Below are 24,929 nucleotides of genomic sequence, written 5' to 3'. Positions count from 1 at the left end.
CTCGGACTTCTCGATGTCGGTATAATGGCCAATCTGGCCCTTATGATCCGGAATTTAAAGCTTCAGACCCGGATTCCCGCCTCTCAGGCCTATATTTTCCCCACGCAGTGGCGATCCAGTACCAGCGTGACCTCCGGCTTCATTGAGCCCTGCATCCCGACCGTTGCTAAGGCAGGGATTTTCAACACGGGCACGTGGTGTCACGCCATCGTCATCCCTATGGAAGGCGGTTGCCGGCGCTTGAACGTAACATTCTCAAGTACCGCGCTCTACTATGCGGAAGAGCTCAAGCAATATCTGATCGGCACCATGAAGGCCACGGATCCTGGCGGGACGATTCAAAGAAGTGGTTTCCGCCCTGGTGCCGCTGCAGGGCCCGGCATGCATCTCGAGGGCGGACGGCGATCCGAAACAGCGCGAAGCCACTCGCAAAAATGTCCATGTGGACGCCGCACATGCTCCTCAGCCTCTGGAGGTTCGTCACCGGACAATCATTGCCAGCGACCACTCGGCTTCGTTCGCGCGGCGATCGTCGTCTCGATTTCCTGAACCATCTCTCGTACCCGTTCTGCGAGCCGTTCGAACAGCGCTCGCGTCTGCCTATCGGGCGCAGTTCTCGCCAAGCGAGCACAATAGCCTGCCTCCGCTCGAAACTTCTCAAGTTGAGCAATAAGTTCTTCCATTCTCGCTCTTCTATTTCCCCACGTTCCGAGAGCTGTTTAGAGGCGACCTACCGGCCGGACACCTGGGAAATTTCCCAGGGTCCTAGTGCGTACAAGTGGCGGTGGCGCTCCAGAGAAGAGGGCTTTAGGAGGCGGGAGCGTAGAGCTTCTAGCGAGGACGCTCGACGGCGGGGTCACGGTGGCGCCTTGTGAAGTTCAGCAACCGCCGTGATGGTCCTCGCATTTCAGTCCAAGGCGGACCGAGCAGCTGAGGCTCTCCGCTAACGCATTGAAGAAGCTGCGATAAGCTGCATCAGGCCCACCGCCGATGATGGAGCTGTATTGCTACCCCAAGTAAGGATTTCGCGCCGTGGCACTTCGATTGTGACACGCTTTGTCCGCGAAATCGGTGCGCTGCGGGATGCGCGAAGGCCGTCAGCTCGAAACCATATGGCAGGTCCCACGAAGCGATCCTGAAACAGACCGGCCCTACCCTTCATCAGGTGGATAGGGGACCGCACGTCATGTGGACGATCATCAACGCACTCTATGAAGAGTACTGTCAGGCTCGCCTTGACGAGATGCTACGGGTTGATGGTGTAAAATAGGCGCCGCACTTGGGCGCCGTGATGGGTTGAAGCGCCAGTTGGCTCAGCCGAGATAGAACAATTTGGAGGGTAACATGACGGCATTGGCTACCCGTTTTTTTCCCAGGGCGTCGGTCGAGGCGATTGCTGACGTCGAGACGTTCTTGTCAGTAACGCTATTCTGTTTTGGGGGCTTGCTCATCTCGGTGAGCATTATTGTTGCCGACAAGTACATGCCGGGCGAGTGGTTCTGACCACCGCATCGTCCTGATCAAGGCGAACCCGATGATGCGTACCGTCGTACTTGCCGCATTCTTATTGATATCGGCTTCCTATGTTGCTGCCGCTCAGCAGACTAGCGGCGATCAATATGCCGACCTGCAGAAGAATTTTGCCGAGGCATACAATCGCAAAGATGTCGATGCCATGGCTGCAGCGTTCACCGACGACGCCATTAGGGTGACGCCAAGCGGTATGTTCGTAGGTCGAGAAGCGATCCGCCGTAATCTGCAGGATGTCGTCAACTTGGACCTGCACGACTACTCGGTCGAGCGCAACGTGTCGCGGTCTTTCGGCAACTTCGTGTTCAATGCTGGGGAGTGGCAGGCCAAGCTCGGCGACCAACTGCTACACGGCTACTATACCGCAATCGTGGTCCGAGACGGTGGCGTGGCGAAGATCATGGAAGAGACCGTGACCGTGGCTGCTCCTGGGCAGTGATGAAGCTTTGTCATGAGGTAACCCATGGGCGTGCTGCGCTGGTTGGCATTGTTCTTCTTGCTGTGCTTGACCTGCGGCTCTGTTCACGCCGAACGCCGGGTCGCGCTCCTGATCGGCAACTCGGCCTATAAGAGCGTTCCCCCGCTGGCGAACCCTGTGAACGACGCCGCTCTTGTCGGGGGCATGTTTACAAAGGCCGGCTTCGACGTGGTCGATACGAAGCTTGACCTCGGCGTTGCCGAGATGCGTAAGGCGCTCCGCGAGTTTGGCGCAAAGGCGCGAGATGCTGACGTGGCCGTGATCTACTACGCCGGTCACGGAATCGAGCTGGACGGCAACAACTACTTGGTTCCCACAGACGCGACGCTGGAGACCGACGCCGACGTCTTCGACGAGGCCTTCCCATTGGACCGCGTGCTGTTCGCCATTGAACCTGCGAAGCAGCTTCGTCTGGTCATACTCGATGCGTGCCGAGACAATCCCTTCGTCAAAACGATGAAGCGTACGCTGGCATCGCGCTCCCTCGGACGCGGTCTTGCCAAGATCGACCTGACCACTCCGAACACCATGATCGCCTTCGCGGCCAAAGCGGGCTCGACCGCTTCGGACGGCGACTCCAAAAACAGTCCATTCTCGACTGCCCTGGTCGAGCGCTTGCCAACGCCAGGGCTTGATCTGCGCAAAGCTTTCGGATTCGTGCGCGACGACGTTCTCAAGAACACCGGCTATAAGCAGGAGCCCTACGTGTACGGCTCGCTGGGCGGCGACGACATTCCACTTGTACCCGCAGCAAAGCTAGGACCGGCAACTTCATCGACCTCGCTGGCCTTGATGTTGCGAGACTATCAATTGGCAGAACAGATCGGGAGCAGAGAGATATGGACCGCCTTTCTGATTCAATATCCGGACGGTCTCTATGCCACCTTGGCGAAGGGCCATTTGGATTCGCTAACGTCGGAGGCTCAGCCCGCCAAGTCAGCTCCGTCAGTTGAGCTCTCGGCTCCTGCGAAATTCGGGCGTGAGGCTCTAGTTCGTGACATCAAAAAGGAACTGCAGCGCGTCGGTTGCTACGCTGGGGCGATCGACGACGAATGGCCGACAGCAAAACCATCGGCGGAAAAATTCCTGAAGGCTGCGAAGATTGCGAAAAAATACGAGGAACCCGGGCCCGACCTGTTGGACATTATTCAGGGCCAGGCGGGTCGAGTTTGCTTGCCGACGTGCTCGATCCGGGAGATTGAGTCGGGCGGTAAGTGCGTTGCAAAGACCTGCGGAGCGGGCATGACGCTTTCAAATGACGGATCGTGCGAAGGCCGCGACAAGCCCGCAGCGACTGCCGGCGGTGTGGATCGAGAGTCTGCTGATGTTGGTAAGCAGCGGGCAGGCAATCTCGGATTGGGTGATGCCACCAAGGAGTCCTACGCTGTCATGGGTCAAGGGACCATAAAGACGGGGCAAACTGCAACGTTCACGGCGCGAAACGGGCGGAAGATGACGTGCGTCGGCGGAAACAATACAGGCACTGTTGCGCGCCGGTGTTCCTGGAACGAACCTTGACTCTCATACGTGCCGCAAGTCAGGCGTTCGACCCGCCTTCTCGTCGACAAGCCGGTGCGACGATTTTCAGTAATTCCGCGTCGCCTAGGACCTCCTCGCGCGCGGATGGGGGCAGCCCCGCTGAGACCAGCCGCAGTCGCGCCGCACACGGCATCGCGTTTGTGACTATTAAGCAGCCTGGCTTCGACCGCCATCGATGATTGTGAACAGCGCGCGCCGATCAACTGGTGAGCTACTCGGCTGATCAGGCTTTTCAGCGGACCCTACAGGTGGCGTACACTTTTCCCGCAAGGGGTCCGACGTTGCCGCCTCTGCTTCTACATTAGCGACGGGATTTCTCACCTTCTGTTCCATAAGTTCGAGTGCGGCCGCGCCCTTTGTCGTCAATCGCCAACCGAACGAATATCTTTGCACAAAGCCCAAGGAGAAGATGTCCAACGACGGGAGCGCAGAACCCAGCCGCTTGCTGTAGCTTGCCCAATCAGCGCCGCTCGTTGCCAAAAATGCGAGGTCGCGTTTGATATCCGTAAGCGTCGCCAGCCCATTGGGGTAGCTAGCAAGTACCTTCAAAATGGACACCTGGAAATTCACGACTGCCACCCACCCGATGCCGGCTATTTTGTCAGTGGTTCGTGGCACAATGCAATGAATTTGAATGTACAATACGGCTTACTGATCTAGCAAGCTCCGTTAGGCGCGGCATGAGCGATGAGAAGGAAGTCCACTAGCCTGGGACGAATGTGCGCGGCATACTGGAGGGTGACGAGTTGGCGCCCCGATTGCACCCACGGGAGGGGTACTCGAAGCCGCGCAACGTCAGGTCATTAATGGTGACTGGCTTCTTCTCTCCAGGCATGCCGGCGCATCTACGTTCTCGGTCCAGCGCCGCGTCACTCGTTCAGTGGGCGCAGCCGAGGAGAGCCGCGCAGCAGCGAACGTTGATGGTCGATATATTCCCGCACTACCTGCCGAACCTCCGCCATTCCCACGGACCGGTCCTCGCGTTGGGCCCTTGTCTCCGCTCGCGCGCCAGCGCTCTTCAGTATTGACCGGCGCAGCTCGTAGACGGCCCTCGCTGCTTCGTCTGAGAGCGCCCGGGCCTGCTCTCGTGCGGCACGGGCCTCGTCGACAAGCCGTCGACGATCAGCATCAGCGTCTTCCGTTTTCTGCTGTGTCATTTGAGCCCCGAATCAATCGACGCCCCATCATGCAGTCGACGTCGATAGCGCGTCGCTAACTTAGATTATCGCGCGCTCGAACACGGGTCACAAGCTGCTCTGCCCACCACTGTCGCGGATTGGGCCCGCTATGCTCCATGAGCGGACTTGCTCTACCCAGCTGGGTCTATTCGCCACGTCCCGCCAAAGGAATGCAATCGAGGCAAGGCCCTGCCGACAACCGATTATTTGCTCGCCGCCGCAGCGGCGGTCGCCAGATATTGCGTGTAGAATTCGGCGGCCCGGCCGCGCCACATGCCGACGAACGCCTCTGACGTCACGTTGTCCACCGATTTCCAGGTGCGCTTGAAAGCGGGAAGTGCATTGCCCCAGATCGCGCGTTTGCACCACCTCTGGCCCTTCTCCTTGCCTTCGCGGGTGGCGCACATGGATTTCCAAGCGATCCGAGCGGGTTGAATGATGTGCTCAGCGGCGCCTTCCCAGCCCTGCTGATGGATCAAGTAAAGATCGCTCATGTCCGGCTTCCGGTGCGTGATCCACTCGAACAGGATGCCTTCCGTAATGACCTTATAGGCGGCCCAATGGCATTATCCCGCGGGCTGCGAATCTGCCCGAAGCCGAACTTCCTGAACTCATATTCGCTCAGCTGAACAGGCCGATATACGACCCGGTGCGTTGATTGGGGTCGAAACCAGATTTGATCTTGGCAACTGCCATTATGAAATTGAAATCGAGACCAAACGCCTCGGAAGCGCGCTTGATCTCCTCGACCGGTGTTCCAACTGGGATGTCCTTGAACGAACGGAAGATGATCTCCGCCGGTTTCTCGGCAGGCGGCAGTTCGGACCAGACGTAGTAGATTAGATAACGGAAATCCTGCGCCGACACCGCTTTCTGAGCATCGTCGGACACATCGCGTGCTGCCCCGGCAGCGGCTGGACGATATCCTGTCCTAACGACGCCAATTTCGGCGCGACGGGATCATCGGCGGCGTCGGCTCCCCTGCTCAACGGCCCAGCACTTGCTAACGTCACTGAGCCAAGCTCGGTTCGTTCTGTGCAAATCGATCCTTCGCAACATTCAACAGCGTAAGGCCAATCTGACGGCCTTGCCACGTTGGGAGCACGTAGAGTTGGTCGATCCATGCATCGCGAAACGCTATAAAGCCAACGAGCTCTTGGCCGCTGGACCAGCCCCAGAGTTGGCAGGCCGGAAAAATGCGTTCACCAACGGTCCTCCGCTGGAGTGTAGAGCCCGGCCAGAGTTGGCAGAGCTTGGTCGAAAGACGTACGATGGAGAGCGGCCGCAGCATCCATGTCTTCAATCGCAAGGCGCCTCAGCATTTATGAACCCTAAGGTCTCGGCTAATCGTGCCCCAGCGAGCCTATCGCAGCTATGCGCAACACGTCTCTTCTGGGGAATTCGCGTCAGTGCAGACCTCTACTGTCTCTTCCAGTCCGGCCCGAACAGCGGACATGGTTGAGCCGGCGCAGCTGGTCCGGAACGGGCCACATGCGGACATCAGCCTGAGTGGCCATCCTAGCGGGTCTGTCGTATAACTCGAAGCCGAGAGGTCTCGATGCTATGGAGCAAGACCGACCAGCCCGGGTCGAACGCAGGTTGTCGGCGATATTGGCCGCTGACGTGGCTGGCTATTCGCGGCTCATGCATAGCGACGAGGAGCCTACCCATACCAAACTGGCCGCGCTCCTAACGGATACCGTTAACCCCTCAATTGCCGAACACGGCGGCCGCATCGTGAAGAACACGGGCGACGGGCTCTTGGCAGAATTTCCGAGCGCGGTCCAAGCGGTTCGAGCCGCCGTCCAGTTTCAGACACCCATCAAGGAACTTACAACGGGTGAGGTGGAAGACAGGCGTATTGCTTTCCGCGTGGGCGTCAATATCGGCGACGTCATCGTCGAGCCGCAGGACATCTTTGGAGACGGCGTCAACATTGCGGCGCGACTTGAGAGCATCGCGGAACCCGGCGGCATCTGCATCTCGGCCTCCGCCTACGATTATATCCGAGGCAAGGTCGGGGTTGAGTTCGCCGATTTGGGCGAGCAGAACCTCAAAAACATCGACCGCCCGGTCCGGGCCTATGCCGCGGTTTTGGCGACCCAAGCGGAAAGCCCGAGGCCGCCCACGCTTTCACCGCCTCATCTTTCCATCGTGGTGTTGCCTTTCGCCAACCTCAGCGGTGATCCGGCGCAAGACTACTTCGTCGATGGTGTGACCGAGAGCCTGACCACGGACTTGTCGCGCATCAGGGGCTCGTTCGTGATCGGCCGCCACACCGCATTTACCTACAAGGACAAAGCGGTTGACCTCAAGGAGATCGGGCGGGAGTTGAACATCCGCTATGTGCTTGAGGGCTCAGTACAGCACAGCGGCAACCGCCTTCGGGTGAACGTGCAGCTTGTCGATGCCAAAACCGCCCATCACCTCTGGTCCGAGCGTTTCGACAAACCTGTTGCGGCTCTGTTCGACATGCAGGACGAGATCGTATCCAGACTTGCAAACACTTTAAAGGCTCAACTCATCGCGGCTGAGGCGAGACGAGCTGAGCGCTTATTGCAACCCAGTTCTTTGGACCTGTATTTCCGTGGGATGGCGTGTTGGAACAAGAGCTGGACCCCAGGACACATGAGGCAAGCGCGAGGCTATTTTGAACGGGCTCTAGAACTCGATGCCGAAAATGTAGATGCATTGGTCGGCATCGCGGCAATCGACACGGCAAGTGCCGTCCACTTCATCGTCGATGATGCGGCTCCCAGATTAAAAGCGGCTGAAGCAGCTCTTGTGAAAGCTTTATCTCTAGATCCGCAACACGCGCTGGCTCACATGTTTCTAGGCTGTGTCCAATGCTGCACAGGTCGTGCAGCGCAGGGCGTGGCAGAATGCGAGCACGCATTGGCTTTGAATTGGAACTTAGCCGAAGCGCATAGTACTCTCGGTGCTGTTAAATATCTGGATGGTCGGCCGATAGAAACCGAGGCACATATACAAGAAGCGCTTCGATTATCCCCGCTTGATGAGGCTGCGCATCGCTGGATGAGTTATGTGGCGCTTGCAAAATTGCAGCTCGGAGCCGATGCCGAGGCAATTATATGGTTACGCCGATCTTTGAAGACGAATACAAATTATCCTTGGGCTCGTTTCATACTCGCCGCTACTCTTTCGCTTTCCGGTGAGCTGGATGAGGCGCAAGCCGCCGCGAAAGCCGGACTTGCTCTTGATCCAGGTTTCACCATCCACCGCTTGAAAGCCTCTCCATTTTCCGGCAATGAGCAGTTCCGGGCCTCATTTAGGCGCTTAATTCGTGGCATGCACCTCGCCGGGATACCGGAGCGGTGACGTCCGCTTGGGTCAAAATGCAAAGAACTCAACAAATCTAGTCCGCTTTGCCTCACTGAGCGGACATCTATTAGGGGTGCCGCCACTTCCCGATGGGCCACAGCGGCCGTGAGCGAGCGTTTCAGGCTCCGAACCACACGCGTCCGAAGACTGCGTTGATCTGGCGTCGTGAACCATCTTCCATGTCAACGCGCATGGACATATACAGACGCTGCCTTATCAGGCGAAAGACTACACTGCAGGGCCTGCCGGCCGCCGTGCCGATCCTTCCAGGCGCCCACATGCCTGTCCCCATCGCTTCGAGAGGCTCCTTCATTGGCTGGATGCTAACGACGGCTGACCAGCCGTTGTTGGCCACAACGCTCAGTGCCTCGCCTTTCGGCGCAACTAAAATATGACATTTAGCGCAAGCGCCGGCGTTCGACTCAATTTGCTGCCAAGCTCCCTCGATAATATCCTCTTGCGCGTCTGCAGAATCCATAGGGGATACTGACGCAATCGCAAAGAGGCAGAAAAAGCTAACCCAATGCAGCATGTCGATCCCTCTCAGCCCGCAGGTGCAAGTGCGTTATTCCCGCGAACTCAGATCAACGTAATCTGGCGGTCTTATTGGAGCGTGAATCGGTCGGTGGAGAATGCCGAAAATATCCGCTTCGGTTCATTCGCGTCGATGCAGCCTTCTACCTGTCACTTCCGGTCCAGCCCGAACAGCGGACATAGTGGCACCGGCCCAGTTGGTCCGAGAAGGGCCACGAGCGGTCCTTCACTTAGATGCTCGCTGCGAACAGATCCCACCGGCCCGGAAGTCCCTTAAGTTCATGCGACCCGCGCTCGGCGAACCTCAAGCCCGCGCCTGCGACGAGATCGGTAACAACTCGTGACACCAAGACTTCGTCAGGCTGCGACTGGGTCATAACGCGAGAAGCTGCATGCACGGCGACGCCGCCTATATCGCGGCCCCTGATCTCGATTTCGCCCGTGTGAAGACCCGCTCGGAGCGCCAAGCCGATCTGTTTTGCAGCTGTTCCAAGCGCGAGAGCGCAACGGACGGCGCGGGCTGGTCCGTCGAAGGTAGCGAGAATGCCATCTCCCGTGGACTTGATCAAAGTGCCGCGGTGCTTCTCGACGATTTGCGACGCCAGTTCGTCGTGGTTGTCGAGCAATTTGCGCCACCCCCGGTCGCCGGTTTCCGCGGCGCGGCGCGTTGAATCGACGATATCCGTGAACAGGATCGTGGCGAGAACGCGATCGATATCCTCCGGCGAGCCGTCGCGCTGCCCGGTCATGAACTCTTCGATATCGCCAAGCAGCTCGTCGCGATCGCTGAAGCCGAAATATGGACTGTGGTCATCTCCCGCATACTCGATGAATCGCGCGCCGGGAATACCCGCGGCTAAATCGCGGCCATGCTCGATCGGTACCTGCACGTCGCCATGACGATGCAGCACAAGGGTCGGAGCGCGCACGCTCTCAAGCAGCTGACTCACGTCGATCGACGCATTCAGCAGAGCAAACTGCTTTATGGCTCCGGGACTGGCTGAAAGCCTTTCATACTTGGCGAATTGCGCTACGGCGGCAGGATCGGTCGCAAGGCTGGGAGCAACTCTGTTGATCATCGCGCCCGTGCCCCACAACTTCATGAGCTGCGTGGCCCGTTGCTCGCCGTCTCCGGGCAAGTCGCGTCGCCGTCGATAGCCGCCAAAGAGGATGAGCTTGGATACGCGCTCAGGATAGGTGGCAGCAAACATGACGCTCATCGCGCATCCCTCGGAGACTCCAAGCAGCGCGGCCTGGGTTGACCCGATGCTGTCCATGACGGCGCGAACATCATCCATACGCTGCTCAAGCGAAGGGGCTCCGGCTACCCTATCTGAGAGCCCCTGGCCTCTCTTGTCGAAGGAAACGACCCGGGCGAAGGTCGAAAGGCGGCGCATGAACGCGGTATAACCGCGCAGTTCATGCAAGAATTCGACATGCGAAATGATGCCCGGGACCACGATGATATCGACGGGTCCGCTACCCAGCACTTGATAGGCGATATTGACGTCGCCGCTTAGCGCATAGCGCGTCTCCGGCATGACAAAATCGATCATCAGTCACTTCCTTGACGGCTAAGGTCCTCCACCGCCGAAGCAACAGGCGAAATCGTTCGTCACCTGGTCGACGCGCAGCGTACCTTATCATACGGGCAGCTCGACAGAGCTAGAACAATGGCCTCGAAATGTCGCCTCTGGGTCACAAGCCGCCGAACTGGCGCCTGGCTGCGAACTTCCGGTCTGCCCTCATGAGCCGACATGCATCGACGCTGCGTCAGCGGAAGCGATGCCCTCCCGTCACGGCGCACCTAGCTGATTGCGTTCGGCGGCTGCACCACAGCGCCCCAGCGGCCGGTCAAGATCGAACCGGCTGCCCGATTCCAAGAAGGTTGCCTTCGCTGTCGCGGAACCAAGCGCCTCGCTCACCGATACCCTTACTGGCGTAATTTCCCTCTATGTCCGCAATACCGTCAACGGTCTTCAGGCCAGGCAAATCATACGTCTCGAACTCGACTCCCCGGGCGCGAAGCTCGCGCACCGTTGCCTCGATGTCTTCGACCTCCCAGCCCATCTGCGTGTGGGTACCAGATTGCACTCCGGCTGAGACGAATATTGCAAACTCGCCGCCCGCGCAGACGTAGCGGAGCCCGCCTTGGCGCTGTTCGACGGGATCAAGCCCGAGTTTTTCCGAATAGAACGCCCGCGCCCGATTCAGGTCCCTGGCTGGAAGCCGGCTTGCCACTTTGGCGTTCCTCAGCATGCCCTACTCCTCCTGAGTCTTGGGCTCGTTCGGCTCCCAACTCATGGGCACGAGAGACAGAGAGCCCCTAATGTTTCGCTACAGTAGAAGCGTCCATGAATCCGCTCAAAGGAATTAATGGAAGGCTCAACAGCTTCGGCGTGGCGCTCAGCAGTAAACGTCCGGTCCGCCCCTAGGAACCGAGATTTGGCTACACCGCCCCGAAGAAAGCGATGGCCGAAATGGCGACATTCGCGCCGTGGCAGGGGCGCCATCAAATCAAGTACGATGAGCGCCCCTATGCATATCCTACTTGGGGGGCGGCTTGTCGTAGAGCGGTTTGCCCTTATCGACGATGTGCACCGTCAGCAGCTTCACCGCCTTATCACCAACGACCTTGAAAGACCCGTGCGGAGTATCCCGAATATTTACAGCAGCAATGCCGGTTGGGAAGGGCACTTGTTTGCCATCCGGAAGTTCAATGGTGCCTCCTTCTAAAACGTAAAATGACTCTTCTCCATGATGGATATGGAGCGTTGAGGTATCGCCGGGCTTGATCTCCGAGATGCTGGTGATGACCTCCATATTTGTGCCGGTCAAATCTGCTCGCTTTAATTCCTTCCGAAATGGCGAGTCTTGGGCGTTTGCTGCGAATGTGAAAAGTGACGCAATTAGAATTCCGAGCAAGAACTTCATCATCATCCTCCCCAATTAACGAAATCTGCAAATCGAGCCGCCACCGGATTAGGCCCGAGGAGTGGCACGCAGCTCAAGGCTTATCGTTTTTGCAATGCAGTACGGACCAGTAGTGGTTCTCCCACTCCGCTAAGGCTCAAAAGCTGCCTTGCCAGCTCAAGTCGCGCGCTTTCAGCTTGCCTGCGAAGAGCAGACCTCGCGGCACGCTGAGCTAAGGGCCAAAAGCTGCCTTGGCAGCTTGCATTGCGCGCTTCAGCTTGCCTCCCAAAACCAGACGTCGCGGCACGCTGAGCTAAGGTCAGCTAGGGGCAAGCGGAAGCGGCTGCGCTCATTCGATCACCTCGTCGGCACGAGAAATCAGCGTTGGTGGCAGTCTGAGGTCGAGCGCCTTGGCGGTTTTCAGGTTGATGACCAGCGCGATTTTCGTCGGTTGCTTTGGGGTCATTTGGATTTATCCGCAGCATCATATGCGGCTTCCCAGTCCTTTGATTTGGTCGAAATCCAGTGCTTAGCCTCTTCTTCGGTCGCGAAATCGCCAACATGGGAATCCGGGCCGCGCCCCGTGAAAATCCGCACGGTCCAGCGGCCGCCTTTGGTCTTGGGATAGAATTTAGATTTATCAGGCATCCTCAGAGTATGCGCCGCACCGGCCTGAAGTTCCAGCCCGGACCCACTACCCATCCGGGCACAATGAACCTTGCCACGCTTTGTGCTGACACAGTGCTATCGAGTTTTACATTTCCCGCCGGGGCTGGCTATCCGCCGCCTGCGCTTCATTTAAGCCGGCGGCGTTTTTTGCTTCTGGCGGCTGAAAGCGGCCGACGTTCGTGTGCGATTCGGCTCGGCGCGGGACGGCACGTCAGCGATCTGGACTTCGCTGGCGCGCCAGAAGCGATGATCCGGCGGCTCTCGAAGCGCCGGTAACGACGCCGCGCTCATCGGGGCCCGCTTGCCTTGAAGCCAATAGGCCCGCCAGCGTGAACCGGCGGGCATATTATCGCTAGCCAACCCTCAAGTTTTCGGCCGACGTTTTGCCGCGGTTACTCATTTCCTCGTAGCTCACCTTCGCACCCTCGTTGAGAGTGCTCAGTCCCGCTTTTTCGACAGCGGAAATGTGCACGAAAACATCCTTGCCGCCGTTGTCTGGCTGAATAAACCCAAAGCCTTTGGTCGAGTTGAACCACTTCACAGTACCTGTCGCCACGTCCGTCTCCTCGCTTGAGCAATAGCACCAGCCTAGACCGAGCACCCACGCTGGGCAACCATCGGGGGGAGTGTACTGAACCGCCTCCACAAGCGGACCTCAGCGACCTCGGCCATCACGTCACTTAGTCATTGGCCGTTCGAACTGGCTGCAAGGACTTAGATGCAAAGCTAGCCACGACCGGTCGTTGCTTGCGGGTCGATGCCGGTTACACTACCTACACACCTCGCGAAATGCGGCCGTGAGCAAATGTGAAGCCAAGCAAAACGCTCGTGGCGCGGCCGCTTGTCCGATACTGATGAAAAGTGAGTGCCAATGACTGTTTTCTCGGGGTCGGTGTTCGCGATGGACGTTGACGGCAAAGCTACATTCGCGTTCGAGGCGAAGAATTTCCGGGAAGCCTTCGAGTTGTGCAAAGAGGACTGGGTTCGTGATGACTTGACCACGATTACATCGAACGGCCTCCCTCTTTGCTCCTCGACCGCCAAGTTGACAGTTCGCAGAGCTGACGAAGCCGAGATTGTCATCTATCGAAACGCAGCTGACAAAACTCAGACAGAAGACTTGGTGCTAGCATATCTTGTCGATTTAGATTGAGCGTGGCGACCTTCCCCCCGCGGGCCATACATCGCCAGGCCCGCCCGGCTGATCCGGTTTGGGCCAGCAGGGAAATGACGCAGTTTTCTGGTACCCAAGATCGGGCGGAGCGGCGCTTGTCGTTGCACCGACCACGCCTCGCTGATCAGAGCACCCGCTCGTCCTAAGGCGAGCAAAGCTAAGTAGATGGTTCCGTTTCGGGAACGCCAAAATGAGATTGCCTAATGGAAATATTAGAGCGAGGATAATGAGACCGGGGCTGGCAATCCCTTTTCATTTCGTAATTTTTGAAGAGACCCGGGGGGCCGCTGATGAAAGTCAGTGGCCCCGGTCCTTTTTAGGAACGCCAGATCGCGACTTAGGTTTTCTGTTCAGTCACCGCGTCCAGACAGCGCGAGGACCCTCCCGAGGCCTCAGCCCTTCCCCTGGGGCTGGGGCTGGGGCTTTTGCTGACTGCGAACCGAATAGTTTAAGGTCCCACGCGAAAGCGCCGGCCCAAGCCGCGTCGCTTCATCCTCGCCGAGGTCCTTCCCCCAGGGCGCTTTCGCGGCCGCTTGCATATCGGGTTTTTTGGCGTTGCCTTGGCCGATGGCGTGCAGCTTCAGTTTGCTGAAATCGACCGCCGACCAAGGGAGCCCCGCCAGCTCGCAGGCGAGTACGGCAGCTCCGAGCATCGGGAAGAGCGCTTCGACACTGGAGAACTGTCCAGAGAATGGCTCTTCGATGGAGACGCCGAGGCAGTCCGGTCCAGCGAAGCGCTGGACGGCCCCGTGAACGCCAACCGTGCGACTTCCGATGTTGCCTTCAAACCGAAGTGCCTGGGCATCGAGACCTCCATCAAGAGACACCCTGCTGACGCCGAGTGTCGTTCCCAAGTCGAAGCCGAGCACGTAATTGCGGCTCAATCAAAGCGCTTTGATTGATTTACCCACAACGTACAGAGGAAGCTTGCGCGAGGCCTTGCGGACCATCGCTTCAACTTCACCCAGGAGTTTCGCTGGCACACGAACAGGAACGGTATGCTCACCCTACATCAGCGGGCGGCCAGGCCGGCGCAGCTTCGTGGCATCAATTGTCTGCAATGGAGGAATCCTGGGCCGAATTCGGCGGCCCGTCAATGACCCTTGTTTCCGATCGGATCGGAAATAATCTGGCTTGCGTCAGGCTCTTCGATTCCCGCGTCAATATCCGGCGAGCTGTTGCAGGCGCACGGATCACCGGCACCACACTGACAGCCAAGCTCTTCGCTCCAGGCGCGGTCCGGATGGTTCTCGCAGACAAAGCCGATGCCGAAGCAGATGGGACAGCTGGGATTGGTCATGGCATGAAAAAGCGCGCGGGCTTGCTCCAAAGATCGCAAGCATACCGCGCGCCTCGGTTACGCCGCCAATTCTTTGCGAACCGCGGCGGCCGAATTGCCTACCTTGTCGACGGCCTTCTGCAGCTCGTCCCTGGAGACACCAAGTTGCTTGGTCCAATACTTGACCTCGAAGTCTTCATGCATGTTGATTTTGCTACGGTCGCGCTGGTCCCGTTTGGTGAGATTGTCGCCCATCGTCGGCGAGGTCGATCAACCTAGGTACCGCAATAATCAGCTCCGATCCCAAATGATCAACCCGGTCCCAATTTCAGATCGTCGATTGTGACCCTTGCCTTTTGCCAACAGGCAGGTCGCAGTTTCGTATGAGGCTAGGCAAGTTCATTCACGTTTCTCGAAGCAGCCATCGACGCTCCCGCACTTGTCATCTCGACCATGATGCCGATGATTGAAATTAGTTCTTCATCGTGGGCTTATATCGCTACGCTGACAGTTTACATTATACACTGCACCTCAGCGATCAGCTCCAGCTCACTTCTGAGAAGCTTTCAATTGACGAGTTTATCAAATTCAGTCGAGGACAGGTCCATGACAAGCGTCCTGTCCGCGACTGAATCTTTCTCGTAGTCGCGATCCGGCAGAGTGCAATCAGCATGTCCGCCACGGGCATTTTCCTATGTCGCGGACCGGTACGCCGCCTTCGTGCCAAAAGGCTGAGCGTAACCGGTCTTGTTAAGCTCCGCGATTTTCAGCGCACGTTGAGCATAGGCAAGTCGCTGTCATCTCCATGCCGGATGGCCCGACCAAGGAAGCCTTGGCGGTCCAAGAGAATTGCGAGCTCAGCCTGGTGAGACAACGCCAACTCGCCGGATTCGGTGTCGGCGTTTCCGCGCTCGTCGTTGCAGGGCCTCCTATTCTCGAAGCGAGCCTTGAATGTATACGTGGCCGTGGTCACCATGTCTTTTGCGCGGATTCTCTGGGGAGTGACGACCACGGGTCTCGGTGTATCCTCGTCCCTCGGGTAGTGCCGACGGAAAGCCCTTTCTATGAGACCCTGCCCACCGCCGCCCACGAGAAGGTAGAGGTGTGACGCCATCTTGGTGGCCTGTCATCACGAAAATGAAACAGGTTGTAGTCCATGCCGCCAAGAATGACCGCTTGGCTGATTTGGCTCCGCGCAATTTGTTTACGTAAACGATCCTTGACCAGCTCCCACGGGAAGCGGTCCAGGTGTCCGACATCAAAGACGTCTGAAGGCACGATACTCGCCGTGAACCAATAATCTGGGTCACGAGCCATGTACTCGGCAATGGTCGAGCCCCACCACCGCCGGAAAAGGCGGAGGCAGACGGGACAGCCGGCTGAACCACACTTGATGAAACCGCAGTCGTCAAGGCGCAATGCGAGTGCGCGACCAGCGTCTCCTAGTTCCGGAAGAGCCGACACCAGCAGACGGCGCTTTTTGATAGCTTGGTCCTTGGTTTCAAAGCCAGGTAGCCTTTTTGCGGGATCGTAATCTTCATTAACGGGGGCACGGAAGAAATTGAATTTCACGATAACCTCGGAATAGAGTGGTTGTGCAGACGTTGCAGCTTGGCCACCTCGGACGATCTAGAAGCACGGTAGCGCAGGCCAGTTGACTTGAATCGAGACGCGTGCAGAGCTAATCAAGCCCAGTCGCTCTCATCTTCGCTCACCTCGGTGATGTACTGAACCTCGATGCTGGGCTGCGAGCCCACCGGTGCGCGGACGACTCCGAAAATCTGGATCTCCGATCCGTCGCCGAGGCCAGCTAGCTTGGCTAGAAGCCCTGACGGAATGTCGAGCTCGATCTGCGGACCACCTTTTACAATGTTGTTTTTGTCGCGCTCGCTCGCGCCCAATCGATCTGCTCCGCCCAGTGCTTCACCGTTAAGCCGCGAGGCTGCAGGCGCCATGATATGGTTAGAGCTAATCTCAGGCGTATTGCATTGAAGGAATGTCGGTATATCGGGCCCCTCCGCATCGTTCCCTTCGGCAGTTGCACTGGTGCTCGTTGCGGCAGCAGTTGTTCCGACACTTTGTGTCGGCGCCGCAACCGGCTGCAGGCTCTGCGTAGCCCTTGGACGCGAGCTCAACTCTATCGCTTTCATGATCTGGAGATCGGCAGTGTCGCCGGCCGCAGCGATTTTAAGCAAGGCGGATTGCTTGTCGTGCAGATTGAGCTCACGAATTTTTGTTTGGGCCTCAGGCAGAATACGGGCAATCTGCTCCGACCTAGCGATACGGTCCGACGAGACTTTGAGCTCTTTGGCAGCCTTGGCATGGCACTTGTCTGCGGGTTGGTGACCGCCGGAAGGTATCGCACCTTGCGAGACCTTTTGCCTGACGATTTGCAGGTACTCATTATCCTCGCGGGCCCTGTCGAGCACAGCCAGCTTCTTGCGATGATTGCTTACTATCTGCTTCAGCCGCGCATCTTGATCGGTCAGGCCTGAAAGAATGATCGCAGCGACCGTGGTGCGTCCGCTAGAACGCAAAGCCTCGACGCGGCACCAGCCATCCAGTAGGGCAAGCTTGCCGTCGGCAAATCTCCGAACAATTACCGGCGTCGCCTGGCCTACTTCAAGGATCGACTTGCGCAACTTGTCCACGTCCTCTGAGTCCAAAGGAATCGGAGGAATGCCAATCTCAAGTTCGTCAAAAGACACTTCTCGGACTTGGGGATTGCTAGAGGCGAGATGGGCCGCCGGCTGACCTCGGGACGAGGCGCGGGCTTTTCTCTTTAGATGAATCAACGCTTTTTTTCCGCTGAAGCATCTTTTGGGCGTATGGCGCCCTGGTGTGTTTGATGTTTTCTGAATTGGCATTTGGATCTCCTCAATCTCAAACCGGTTTCACGTGGCACTCGAAGACGAACTTGTCGTCTCCGCGCGTGGCTTTGACCGCCGACAGCGTCCGGCAACACGTGACCCGTTTTTGACTGAGTTGAAGTCTACGGAGCACATGAGCAGTCGGCCGCGGCTTAGCGGGGGGACTTCCACGTGACTGGCACAGGGCTCAGTAGAGAAAGGATGAGGCTATCGGCGTCTGTCCAAGATACGCACGCTCTCCCAACGCCGAAATTAGCACTGCCCCCGCTGCAATTCAATAGCGTGAGCCAATGACGCCGCGCCTCGGTCACGGCATCGGCCTAAAATGCAAGGCGGTTAGCGATCTGAGGGTCTGGACCTGAGCTGAGGGACCGCCCATTTCAGACGATCTCGGCTCGTCGTTTTGTGTTAACCGGATTGGGCAAAGGGTCAGTCAGCTTCGAGATGCTCAAAGCGAGCGGTGCACCAAAACATAGCCTGAGGATCAGCCTGTCGGGTCGGCTGCCCTCGCCGCTTTTTTGGTCAAGTTGACCAGAGACCTTCATTTTGGTTGAGGCAAGCTGGGCTGCACCTTTGACTTCACCGCTTCTGTGATGTACATTTCTATGCACACACGGTTGTTTTATCCGGTGTTACGCAAATTCTTCTCCCACTCAGTCTCCGGACGAGTCACGTGAAACAATCGCCGTTGGTATCGGCGACTGGCACGTCAAAATGGAGTCGAAATCTGCTGGTCGCGTGACCAACGCGCATCTTACGGACGAACATTCGCCCGCTTCTGATCGCCGCACATCACTTGGAAGCACCCGTGCGGCTATCGGCTTCTCAAACTCAACCACGAGCCAGGACGTCGACTCGACATCCTGCCGAGTGCTCACGCCACGGTTGTTGAGCAGGCAGCAAGCAGCTGCCTACTGCAACCTGTCGCCGAGCGCTTTTTCGGCTTGGGTGCGGTCTGGCAAGCTGCCCTCGCCACTTGCAGGCACAACGCGGTGGGATCTGAAAGCTATCGACCTTGCATTGGACATCATGAGCGGCCTCCAGCCGCAACAGGAAACGTCTGCCTTAGATGAATGGAGAGCTAAACGTGCGCGTCGTTCTGAAAGGGGTTCATCGAGTTAACGCCCGCCTCGCAACGGGCGAGGTCAAGACCTACTACTATGCCTGGCGTGGCGGGCCCCAAATCAAGGCCAAGCCCGGCACGCCGGGATTCATTCGCGAGTATCATGACGCGCATGCCAGCGTTCGACAGCCGCGTGCCGGCACGTTCATGACAATCATCGCCCAATACAAAGCCGCGCCGGAGTTTACTGGCCTGGCTCAATCGACAAAGCGCGCGTATCTTGCTTACATCAAGCTGGTCGAGGATGAATTCGGTGACTTGCCGATCGCCGCACTGACCGACCGAAGAGTTCGCGGCGAATTCAAGAGCTGGCGTGACAAGTTCGCGAACACGCCGCGCAAGGCCGACTACGCGTGGACGACGTTAGCCCGACTGATGTCGTTCGCGAAAGACCGCGGCATTATCGCCACCAACCCATGCGAGCGTGGCGGCCGCCTCTATGTGGCTGACCGCAAAGACAAGATTTGGTCGGAACAGGACATTGCCGCCGTTCTCTCGGTCGCGTCCGGCGAGATCCAACTCGCCCTCATACTGGCTCTGTGGAGCGGCCAACGACAGGGCGACCTGTTGCGGTTGCCCTGGTCCGCCTACGAGAGCCCGTACATTCGCCTACGGCAGTCCAAGGGCGGTCGGCGCGTGGCGATGCCGGCGGGTACGCCGCTGCGGGTTCTCCTTGAAGCCACTGAGCGTCGTGGACCACTGATTCTGACGAACACGCTGGGCCGGCCGTGGACGTCAGATGGATTTCGTACATCGTGGGGGAAGGCCTGCGAGCGCGCCGGTGTGAGCGGCCTTACCTTTCACGATTTGAGAGGCACCGCCGTGGTAAGGCTCGCCATCGCCGGCGCGACCGTGCCGCAGATCGCTGCTGTGACTGGCCACTCGCTCAAGGACGTCGAGGCCATCCTCGACGCGCACTACCTCGGTCGCGACATTCAGCTCGCTGAAGCTGCGGTACTGAAGCTCGAAGCGAGAACAAAACTGTAAAATGACCTGTAAAACAAGCCACCTTACCGCGCCACGTCTGATGCTAAGTGCTTGATTTTATGGTGGGCGCACCAGGGCTCGAACCTGGGACCCGCTGATTAAGAGCTACTTGTTGTCACCTGTTCTCAATGACTTACGTGTCGCATGCTGGGGAGAACATGGCGAGAACTGCGGGCGTTCTGTGGGCCCGTGTCGCACGCTCAATGCAGCGGCGGCTTCGGACCGAGCGAGATCCAGTTCGCCAGCATCCAGCCGAGCACGCCGCCGCCGGCGACCAGCCCGCCCCAGATCCATTTGCCGAGCTTCTGGGCGCCCGCGGCCTGCGACTTGGCATCCTCGAACGCCTCGACCGAGGGCTTGATGTCGGTGATGTCGGCGATCGCGGTGTCGACCTTGGCGCTCAGGCTCGAGACCTTCTCCGAGAGGGCATCGAACTTGAAATGGAGATCGCGCCGGCCCTGCGAGGCCGAGGCTTCCTGCGATTGCCATGTGGTCACCAGCGTCTTGACGGTGCTCTCCAGCCCGCCAATCGATCGGCTCATCTCGCGCAAGGCGGCTTCGGTCGTGGCGTCCGTCATCACCGCCCCTTCGCTGCCCGCTGCCGCTGGCTCACCTGGCAGTCCCGCGTCGCGTCGAGATTGCCGTTGGCCTCATCGAGCGCCACCTTGTATTCGCCGACGGCCAGCTTCGGATCTGTGTTGAGCGTGACCATGCCGGCGTCCTGGGGATCAACCACGTTCGCGGCCAATTGTTCACAGGCGCGCGAAAGCTGGTAGCCCTGGTTACCGGCGCTTGGCGCGGCCGAGTGCGCGCAGCCGCTCAAGATCATCAGCAGTAAAGGCGCACACAGCCTCCGGCCTGTCGCCGAACTTCTTGCGGAAATCATCGAGCTTTTCCTTCGCCTCGTCGGCTTTCGCATCGGCCTCTGCCTTGAGCCGCTCGGCCTCCTTGGCCGTGGCCTCGCTGTCCTCGATCTGCATTTCCTTGAACGCCAGATCGTTCTTGAGCTGCCGGGTTACGGATCGCTCATCGGCGACACGAAAGCCCACCAGGAAGAACAGCAGCGCGGCCGCCAGCGCCTGCACCAGCGCGGCGGCCTTGGCGTAGACATAGGCCTGCGGCCAGAGGCGCTCGACGATCCCGGGCACATGGGCGACGAGGAACGCGGCAGCCAGCACCAGGCTGATCAGCGACAGCGCAAGGGTCGAGGTCGCGGCGTTCCAGAACAGATCGGTCATCATGCGACGTGCTTTCGCACCCAGACCCGGACGGGCTCGGCGCCGAAGAAGCAGATGATGAAGGTGACCAGGCAAACCGCGGAGAGGAAGATGAAGGCGAACAGCGCCGCCGCGATCTGCCAGTCCGTCAATGCGCCGAGGCCGCCAAAACCGATGCTGGATCCGGCAGCCACCACCCAGTTGCGCGCACGCGAGAAGAAGCCGTTTGCCGAAGGCGCCGGCCCCGGCGGGCTGCCGGGCGGCCCCTGATCCTCCTCAGCCCCTTCCGGGGCATCGCTGTCGCCATCGGCCTGCACCTCACCGACGAGCGCCACAGGCCGCGCCACGGCTGCCTCGCGCGAGCAGAATTCAAAGTGCATCGGATCGGTGCGGCCATGGTAATCGCCGCCCCACAACGCGCCCTGGCGCTTGAAGGCGTCGATCACGATCTGCGACATGGTGCCGTGACCGGTATTGAAGCCGTTGTGTTCGGCGTCGAAGTCGATCGCCGCGCCGTAAGCATGGTTGGACCAGCGATCGGCGGAGCCACGGATCAGCCGATGATTGTAGGCGCCGGAATAGTGCGAGATCCGCAAGGCGTCGACCCGGGCCTGGTTGCGGCCGCAGGACGTCCAGATGTCCTCGAGCGCGGCCCGCAGCGCGCCGGCAGCCTTGCGGTGAAACAGGATCTGCTTCACCGGCTTGCCGGCGTAGTACATCTGAAACGGCGGAATGACCGGCACCAGAAGCTTGCCGGGCTCGTCCTTGGCGGGATCGCCATAGAAGGCTGCCAGCGAAGCGGGATCGTCGTGAGGCCAGCGCGACATCAGTCAACCCTTTCGATGGTGACGCGGCCGACGCCGGCATCGACCATGCCGATGGTGCGCGCCGCGCCGAGAGAGAGATCGACGCTGCGGCCGGTCCAAGCGGCAGGGCCCCGATCGTTGACGCGGCAGATCACGCTGCGGCCGCGATAGGCGACCAGCAGGCGCGTGCCGAACTGCAACGAGCGGTGCGCGCAGGTCATCTCATGCGGATTGAAGCGCTCGCCGTTCGCCGTCCGCGACCCGCTCTCGAAGCCGTACCAGGACGCCAAAACACTTTCCCCGGCGTGGGCACACACCGGGGAAGCCGTGAGGAGGCAAAGGAGGATCAGCATGCGCATCATGCCGCGAACATGCGGCAGCAGCGCTTACGTCAACCGCTCGTTGTGCCTGACGAGCCGGTCGACGCCTCGGTAGGGCTGTTGGTGATCTGCCCCAGCGCCGCCTCGATGTCGTCCGCAACTTTACGGATATCGGCGCCGTGCTGCCGGAACTTGTCGATCGCGACCTGGGCGCGATCGTGCGCCAGCTGGATCTCGTCGGCGACCTTGTCTGCCTCGGCGTCCATATTCTTCACCAGATCCTGCGTCAGGAAGGCGAGACGTTTCATGCCGCGCATGGGCGTTTCCTTTGGTGCTGCGAGCTCGGCGATCGCCGACGTCAGGTGCTGTTCGAGCCTTGCGGCCGCGACCGGCAGCGCGGCCAGGCGCACGATCTCGGCCTCGATCTCGGCGTCGCTCGGGCGCGCGATCCTGCTGTCGAGCCAGGACAGGCCGGCCAAGCCGCGGCCGTAGTTGAAATTCCATCCCGCACCAGGCCGCAGGCTTGCGACCGCGGCCATGATCGCGCGGTCGTCGTCGCTCACGTGGCGATCTCCAGCGCGCGCAGGCAGGAGAACATCACGCCGCCGAGGCGCCGCGCGGTGGCGGTGCCGTTGATCGTGACGGTGCCGGCGCTGCCGCCACCGATGCGAAGCTTCAGCGTCGTCGACGTTGCGGCCGCCTGCACCCGCTTGGAGAAGGCGACCTGGTAGAGATCGTTGGCCGTGACCGTCTGCCCCTTGGCCCCGAACGCACCGGTCTGACTGTCCTGAAACAGCGCTGCGACGACGTTGTTGCTGTTGCTGTTGGAAACGGACGCGTCGACCATGACGTCGAGAATGTGGCTGGCGAATTTAGGGAGCACGGCCAGCGTCATATATTGATCGCCTTCCGAGCTCTGAGGGATGGTATCGTCAAAGGGGATGACCGTCGTGCCGCTGAAGACCGACGCGGTCTCTGCGGCGAACTCCTTCACGATCTCGCCCGGCCGCGAGATGCCGTGACCGTGCAGGCCCATCGAGGTCGGCGCCGCATTCCATGTTCCGGCCGCGGCGAGGCCAGTCTCATAGGCGGCATAGCCGACCAGGCAGATATACTTGCTCGATCGCGCCGTCGCACTGTAGAGCGTCTGAGTGCTGTCCGCTCCGCCGGCGCCGCCTTCTGCCGTGCTGGTGTACGGCAGCCCCTCATGCAGCACCATGACGTCGAACGTGCCGAGGTTGACGCAGTTCACGACGCCCAGCTCGACGGTGCCTGCATTGTCGATGCCGACAACATGGAGCTTGAAAGGCACGCTGTTGCTTGCACCGAGCGAGGATCCCGACGAGATCACCAGCGATAGCGCCGCCGTGACGCTGCGCACCACATAGCCGCCGGCGCCGGTGTTGAACACGAACAGGACCGGGTCGGACACGCTCGGGTCGGTGCCGGCCAGCGTCTTGAGCGCAAAGGTGGCGGCGCCGCCGGCGCGGCTCTCGGCGATTGTGCCGTTGATCATGCCCGAGCGGCCGCCGAGCGCGGAGGTCGCAAGCTTGCGGGCACTGACTGCGGCGTCGGCAACGCCCTGGCCCGCGGTGGACGCGATGAGCTCCCAGCGGTTCAGCGTCCCTTGCGTGCGGTAGCGCAGCGTCAGGGACTGCTTCGATCCGAGCGTGACGTCGGCACCGCCGAGGTCGAAGCGGTTGGCGGCGCTCGATGACGCGTTCTGATCCTGCAGCACGGCATTGAACGAACCCGAATTGTAGATCGTGATCTCGCGGCCGTCGGTTGCATCCGTCACCGTGGTCGGCACCAGGCCGGTGATGTTGCGCGACGCATCGGTCGAAATGATCAAAGTGCCGGCATGCTTGAGGCCGGTCGGATTGTAGTCGTTCTGGTTCGCAGTGATCTGCGCCGGGATCAGGATGTCGCGAATGTTTTTCTTGGCGATGCGGACGCCGCCGGCGGTGGTGCCGTCGCCGATCAGCGCTTCTTTCTTGGTTGTATCGTAGCCGAGCTCGGCGACCGCCGGCGTCACTGCCTCGATATTGGCGTTGGTGTCGCGGCGGTGTTGAACCTGCACGCTCATAGGTCCGGCTCCTTACCAGCTGCTGCCGTAATCGCGCGTCCCGCTCGGCGCATCGACAAAAAATCCGTAGTCGGGCGAGGCCAGCAGCGCCGCGTTGGCGGCAGCGCTGGCCGCGGAGCCTGCGGCCGCGGTCGCCGAGCCCGCCGCGGCCGTCGCCGAGCCCGCCGCCGCGGCAGCTGACGCCGCCGCTTGGCCGGCCGCCGTGGATCCGGAGACCAGGTCGGCATAGGCCTTGGTTGCGAGATCCTGCGGCAGCACCGGATCGGCTGCCCTGACCACGCGCGGCCGAAAATCGACCGCGTCGCTCGACGTCGTGAATGGCTGAATGTCGCGATCGAACTGCGAGCGGAGCTCGGCGTCGCGCATGGCGGCCGCATCGGCCAGGCGCTCGTGCACGTTCGGATCGAAGCGTTCGAGATTGTCGAAGTCGACGCCTTGCGTCGCCGGCGTCTGGCGGAAGAACCACAGCGTCACCGGGGCTGCCGGCGAGGCCGAGGGAAACGCGATTTTGGTGACCGTGACGGCGCCAGAGCCGTCGAGGGCGACCGAGAAGTGCAGGCCGGCGGTCAGCTCGATCGAGACGCCGGTACTGTCGAAATAACCGACTAGGACGTCCGAGGCCGACAAAGCCGAGTAACCGGGGGAGAACACGGTCTCGACCCCGGTATAGCTGCGCTCGGCGTAACAGGCTTCGGTTGCGACCGTCATGCCGGCAAGGTAGGGCTTGCGCGGGGACGTCAACCGCCCGCTCGACCACCAACTCGGGAGGCACAAAGTGAACCGCATCGGCCGCCGCACCGCCATTTGCATGGGTGCCCTCGTGCTGGTCGCGATCCTTGTAAGCCTGCTCCGGTAGCCGATGCCGTTCACAGCCCTTGAGGCGG

29 protein-coding genes and 1 pseudogene are annotated in these 24,929 nt (G+C 59.8%); 7 read left to right on the top strand and 23 right to left on the bottom strand.

The window, feature by feature from the left end:
- Window positions 1-24: 24 nt before the first annotated feature.
- The 4 genes from IVB48_RS20530 (at window position 25) to IVB48_RS20515 (ending at window position 3,526) form a co-directional block, all read left to right on the top strand.
- The gene (locus IVB48_RS20530) at window positions 25-549 is read left to right on the top strand and encodes a hypothetical protein (protein WP_247402276.1); all 525 of its coding nucleotides are present in this window, start codon (window positions 25-27) and stop codon (window positions 547-549) included.
- Window positions 550-1,344: 795 nt separating this feature from the next.
- Window positions 1,345-1,503 (top strand): hypothetical protein, encoded by a 159-nt coding sequence (locus IVB48_RS20525; protein ID WP_247402273.1) that lies wholly within the window; start codon window positions 1,345-1,347, stop codon window positions 1,501-1,503.
- 31 nt (window positions 1,504-1,534) lie between these two features.
- Window positions 1,535-1,969 (top strand): nuclear transport factor 2 family protein, encoded by a 435-nt coding sequence (locus tag IVB48_RS20520; protein WP_247402271.1) that lies wholly within the window; start codon window positions 1,535-1,537, stop codon window positions 1,967-1,969.
- Between the two features lie 24 nt (window positions 1,970-1,993).
- Window positions 1,994-3,526, top strand: a complete 1,533-nt coding sequence (locus IVB48_RS20515) for a caspase family protein (RefSeq protein ID WP_247402268.1) — start codon at window positions 1,994-1,996, stop codon at window positions 3,524-3,526.
- A gap of 168 nt (window positions 3,527-3,694) precedes the next feature.
- Here the strand turns inward: IVB48_RS20515 and IVB48_RS20510 are convergent, their stop codons facing one another.
- The 4 genes from IVB48_RS20510 to IVB48_RS20495 all read right to left on the bottom strand — a co-directional run bounded on the left by IVB48_RS20510 (window position 3,695) and on the right by IVB48_RS20495 (window position 6,016).
- Complete coding sequence (locus tag IVB48_RS20510) at window positions 3,695-4,117, bottom strand: hypothetical protein (RefSeq protein ID WP_247402265.1); 423 nt, start codon at window positions 4,115-4,117, stop codon at window positions 3,695-3,697.
- Window positions 4,118-4,928: 811 nt separating this feature from the next.
- Window positions 4,929-5,219 (bottom strand): hypothetical protein, encoded by a 291-nt coding sequence (locus IVB48_RS20505; RefSeq protein ID WP_247402263.1) that lies wholly within the window; start codon window positions 5,217-5,219, stop codon window positions 4,929-4,931.
- A gap of 127 nt (window positions 5,220-5,346) precedes the next feature.
- Window positions 5,347-5,616 carry a hypothetical protein gene (locus IVB48_RS20500; RefSeq protein ID WP_247402261.1) on the bottom strand — a complete coding sequence of 90 codons (270 nt, stop codon included), beginning with the start codon at window positions 5,614-5,616 and terminating at the stop codon, window positions 5,347-5,349.
- A gap of 118 nt (window positions 5,617-5,734) precedes the next feature.
- The gene (locus IVB48_RS20495; RefSeq protein WP_247402259.1) at window positions 5,735-6,016 is read right to left on the bottom strand and encodes a GNAT family N-acetyltransferase; all 282 of its coding nucleotides are present in this window, start codon (window positions 6,014-6,016) and stop codon (window positions 5,735-5,737) included.
- A 272-nt stretch (window positions 6,017-6,288) separates the two neighbouring features.
- Between IVB48_RS20495 and IVB48_RS20490 the strand changes: the two genes are divergently transcribed.
- On the top strand, window positions 6,289-8,064 hold the full coding sequence (locus IVB48_RS20490; RefSeq protein WP_247402257.1) for an adenylate/guanylate cyclase domain-containing protein: 1,776 nt from the start codon (window positions 6,289-6,291) through the stop codon (window positions 8,062-8,064).
- Window positions 8,065-8,185: 121 nt separating this feature from the next.
- On the opposite strand, the gene IVB48_RS20485 is transcribed toward IVB48_RS20490, so the two are convergent.
- From IVB48_RS20485 to IVB48_RS20460, 6 genes are all read right to left on the bottom strand, one after another.
- A complete protein-coding gene (locus tag IVB48_RS20485) occupies window positions 8,186-8,599 on the bottom strand; it encodes a hypothetical protein (RefSeq protein ID WP_247402255.1) in 414 nt (137 codons plus the stop codon).
- 232 nt (window positions 8,600-8,831) lie between these two features.
- Window positions 8,832-10,157 (bottom strand): alpha/beta fold hydrolase, encoded by a 1,326-nt coding sequence (locus tag IVB48_RS20480; protein ID WP_247402253.1) that lies wholly within the window; start codon window positions 10,155-10,157, stop codon window positions 8,832-8,834.
- A 298-nt stretch (window positions 10,158-10,455) separates the two neighbouring features.
- Window positions 10,456-10,860 (bottom strand): VOC family protein, encoded by a 405-nt coding sequence (locus IVB48_RS20475; protein WP_247402251.1) that lies wholly within the window; start codon window positions 10,858-10,860, stop codon window positions 10,456-10,458.
- A 288-nt stretch (window positions 10,861-11,148) separates the two neighbouring features.
- On the bottom strand, window positions 11,149-11,535 hold the full coding sequence (locus tag IVB48_RS20470) for a cupin domain-containing protein (RefSeq protein WP_247402249.1): 387 nt from the start codon (window positions 11,533-11,535) through the stop codon (window positions 11,149-11,151).
- Window positions 11,536-11,976: 441 nt separating this feature from the next.
- Window positions 11,977-12,162, bottom strand: coding sequence for a hypothetical protein (locus IVB48_RS20465; RefSeq protein ID WP_247402246.1), 186 nt, complete (start codon window positions 12,160-12,162; stop codon window positions 11,977-11,979).
- A 373-nt stretch (window positions 12,163-12,535) separates the two neighbouring features.
- A complete protein-coding gene (locus tag IVB48_RS20460; RefSeq protein WP_247293967.1) occupies window positions 12,536-12,739 on the bottom strand; it encodes a cold-shock protein in 204 nt (67 codons plus the stop codon).
- Between the two features lie 315 nt (window positions 12,740-13,054).
- On the opposite strand from IVB48_RS20460, the gene IVB48_RS20455 reads away from it, so the two are divergent.
- Window positions 13,055-13,336 carry a hypothetical protein gene (locus IVB48_RS20455; RefSeq protein WP_247402243.1) on the top strand — a complete coding sequence of 94 codons (282 nt, stop codon included), beginning with the start codon at window positions 13,055-13,057 and terminating at the stop codon, window positions 13,334-13,336.
- Window positions 13,337-13,749: 413 nt separating this feature from the next.
- Here IVB48_RS20455 and IVB48_RS20450 read toward each other — a convergent pair whose 3' ends face one another.
- The 5 genes from IVB48_RS20450 to IVB48_RS20430 all read right to left on the bottom strand — a co-directional run bounded on the left by IVB48_RS20450 (window position 13,750) and on the right by IVB48_RS20430 (window position 17,503).
- Window positions 13,750-14,241, bottom strand: coding sequence for a hypothetical protein (locus tag IVB48_RS20450; protein ID WP_247402240.1), 492 nt, complete (start codon window positions 14,239-14,241; stop codon window positions 13,750-13,752).
- A gap of 209 nt (window positions 14,242-14,450) precedes the next feature.
- On the bottom strand, window positions 14,451-14,657 hold the full coding sequence (locus tag IVB48_RS20445; RefSeq protein ID WP_247402237.1) for a hypothetical protein: 207 nt from the start codon (window positions 14,655-14,657) through the stop codon (window positions 14,451-14,453).
- Window positions 14,658-14,714: 57 nt separating this feature from the next.
- Window positions 14,715-14,891: a DUF3606 domain-containing protein gene (locus IVB48_RS20440; protein ID WP_247402234.1), complete on the bottom strand. Its 177-nt coding sequence runs from the start codon at window positions 14,889-14,891 to the stop codon at window positions 14,715-14,717.
- An 807-nt stretch (window positions 14,892-15,698) separates the two neighbouring features.
- Window positions 15,699-16,208: a hypothetical protein gene (locus IVB48_RS20435; RefSeq protein WP_247402232.1), complete on the bottom strand. Its 510-nt coding sequence runs from the start codon at window positions 16,206-16,208 to the stop codon at window positions 15,699-15,701.
- Between the two features lie 113 nt (window positions 16,209-16,321).
- The gene (locus IVB48_RS20430; protein ID WP_247402229.1) at window positions 16,322-17,503 is read right to left on the bottom strand and encodes a ParB/RepB/Spo0J family partition protein; all 1,182 of its coding nucleotides are present in this window, start codon (window positions 17,501-17,503) and stop codon (window positions 16,322-16,324) included.
- A 1,090-nt stretch (window positions 17,504-18,593) separates the two neighbouring features.
- Between IVB48_RS20430 and IVB48_RS20425 the strand changes: the two genes are divergently transcribed.
- Entirely contained in the window at window positions 18,594-19,616 is a 1,023-nt protein-coding gene (locus IVB48_RS20425) for a site-specific integrase (RefSeq protein ID WP_247402226.1), read from the top strand.
- Between the two features lie 200 nt (window positions 19,617-19,816).
- Here the strand turns inward: IVB48_RS20425 and IVB48_RS20420 are convergent, their stop codons facing one another.
- From IVB48_RS20420 to IVB48_RS20390, 8 genes and pseudogenes are all read right to left on the bottom strand, one after another.
- Complete coding sequence (locus IVB48_RS20420) at window positions 19,817-20,194, bottom strand: DUF1515 domain-containing protein (protein WP_247402223.1); 378 nt, start codon at window positions 20,192-20,194, stop codon at window positions 19,817-19,819.
- Window positions 20,194-20,328 (bottom strand): hypothetical protein, encoded by a 135-nt coding sequence (locus IVB48_RS41200; RefSeq protein WP_256468903.1) that lies wholly within the window; start codon window positions 20,326-20,328, stop codon window positions 20,194-20,196. The genes IVB48_RS20420 and IVB48_RS41200 overlap by 1 nt, the downstream gene beginning before the upstream one ends.
- Before the next feature lie 70 nt (window positions 20,329-20,398).
- Entirely contained in the window at window positions 20,399-20,857 is a 459-nt protein-coding gene (locus IVB48_RS20415; RefSeq protein ID WP_247402220.1) for a hypothetical protein, read from the bottom strand.
- The gene (locus tag IVB48_RS20410; RefSeq protein WP_247402218.1) at window positions 20,854-21,660 is read right to left on the bottom strand and encodes a M15 family metallopeptidase; all 807 of its coding nucleotides are present in this window, start codon (window positions 21,658-21,660) and stop codon (window positions 20,854-20,856) included. Before IVB48_RS20410 ends, IVB48_RS20415 begins: the two co-directional genes overlap by 4 nt.
- Window positions 21,660-21,935, bottom strand: a pseudogene (locus tag IVB48_RS20405) (septal ring lytic transglycosylase RlpA family protein); the annotation flags it as partial. The gene IVB48_RS20410 and the pseudogene IVB48_RS20405, both read right to left, overlap by 1 nt.
- Before the next feature lie 95 nt (window positions 21,936-22,030).
- A complete protein-coding gene (locus IVB48_RS20400; RefSeq protein WP_247402215.1) occupies window positions 22,031-22,522 on the bottom strand; it encodes a hypothetical protein in 492 nt (163 codons plus the stop codon).
- The gene (locus tag IVB48_RS20395) at window positions 22,519-24,045 is read right to left on the bottom strand and encodes a hypothetical protein (protein WP_247402212.1); all 1,527 of its coding nucleotides are present in this window, start codon (window positions 24,043-24,045) and stop codon (window positions 22,519-22,521) included. The genes IVB48_RS20400 and IVB48_RS20395 overlap by 4 nt, the downstream gene beginning before the upstream one ends.
- Before the next feature lie 12 nt (window positions 24,046-24,057).
- Window positions 24,058-24,786, bottom strand: a complete 729-nt coding sequence (locus IVB48_RS20390; protein WP_247402210.1) for a hypothetical protein — start codon at window positions 24,784-24,786, stop codon at window positions 24,058-24,060.
- Window positions 24,787-24,929: the final 143 nt, after the last annotated feature.

Origin of the sequence: Bradyrhizobium sp. 76, from assembly GCF_023073025.1 — a bacterium.
GTDB lineage: Bacteria > Pseudomonadota > Alphaproteobacteria > Rhizobiales > Xanthobacteraceae > Bradyrhizobium.
The sequence above is the reverse complement of the archived record's forward strand: the minus strand, read 5'-3'. Positions and strand labels throughout refer to the sequence as shown.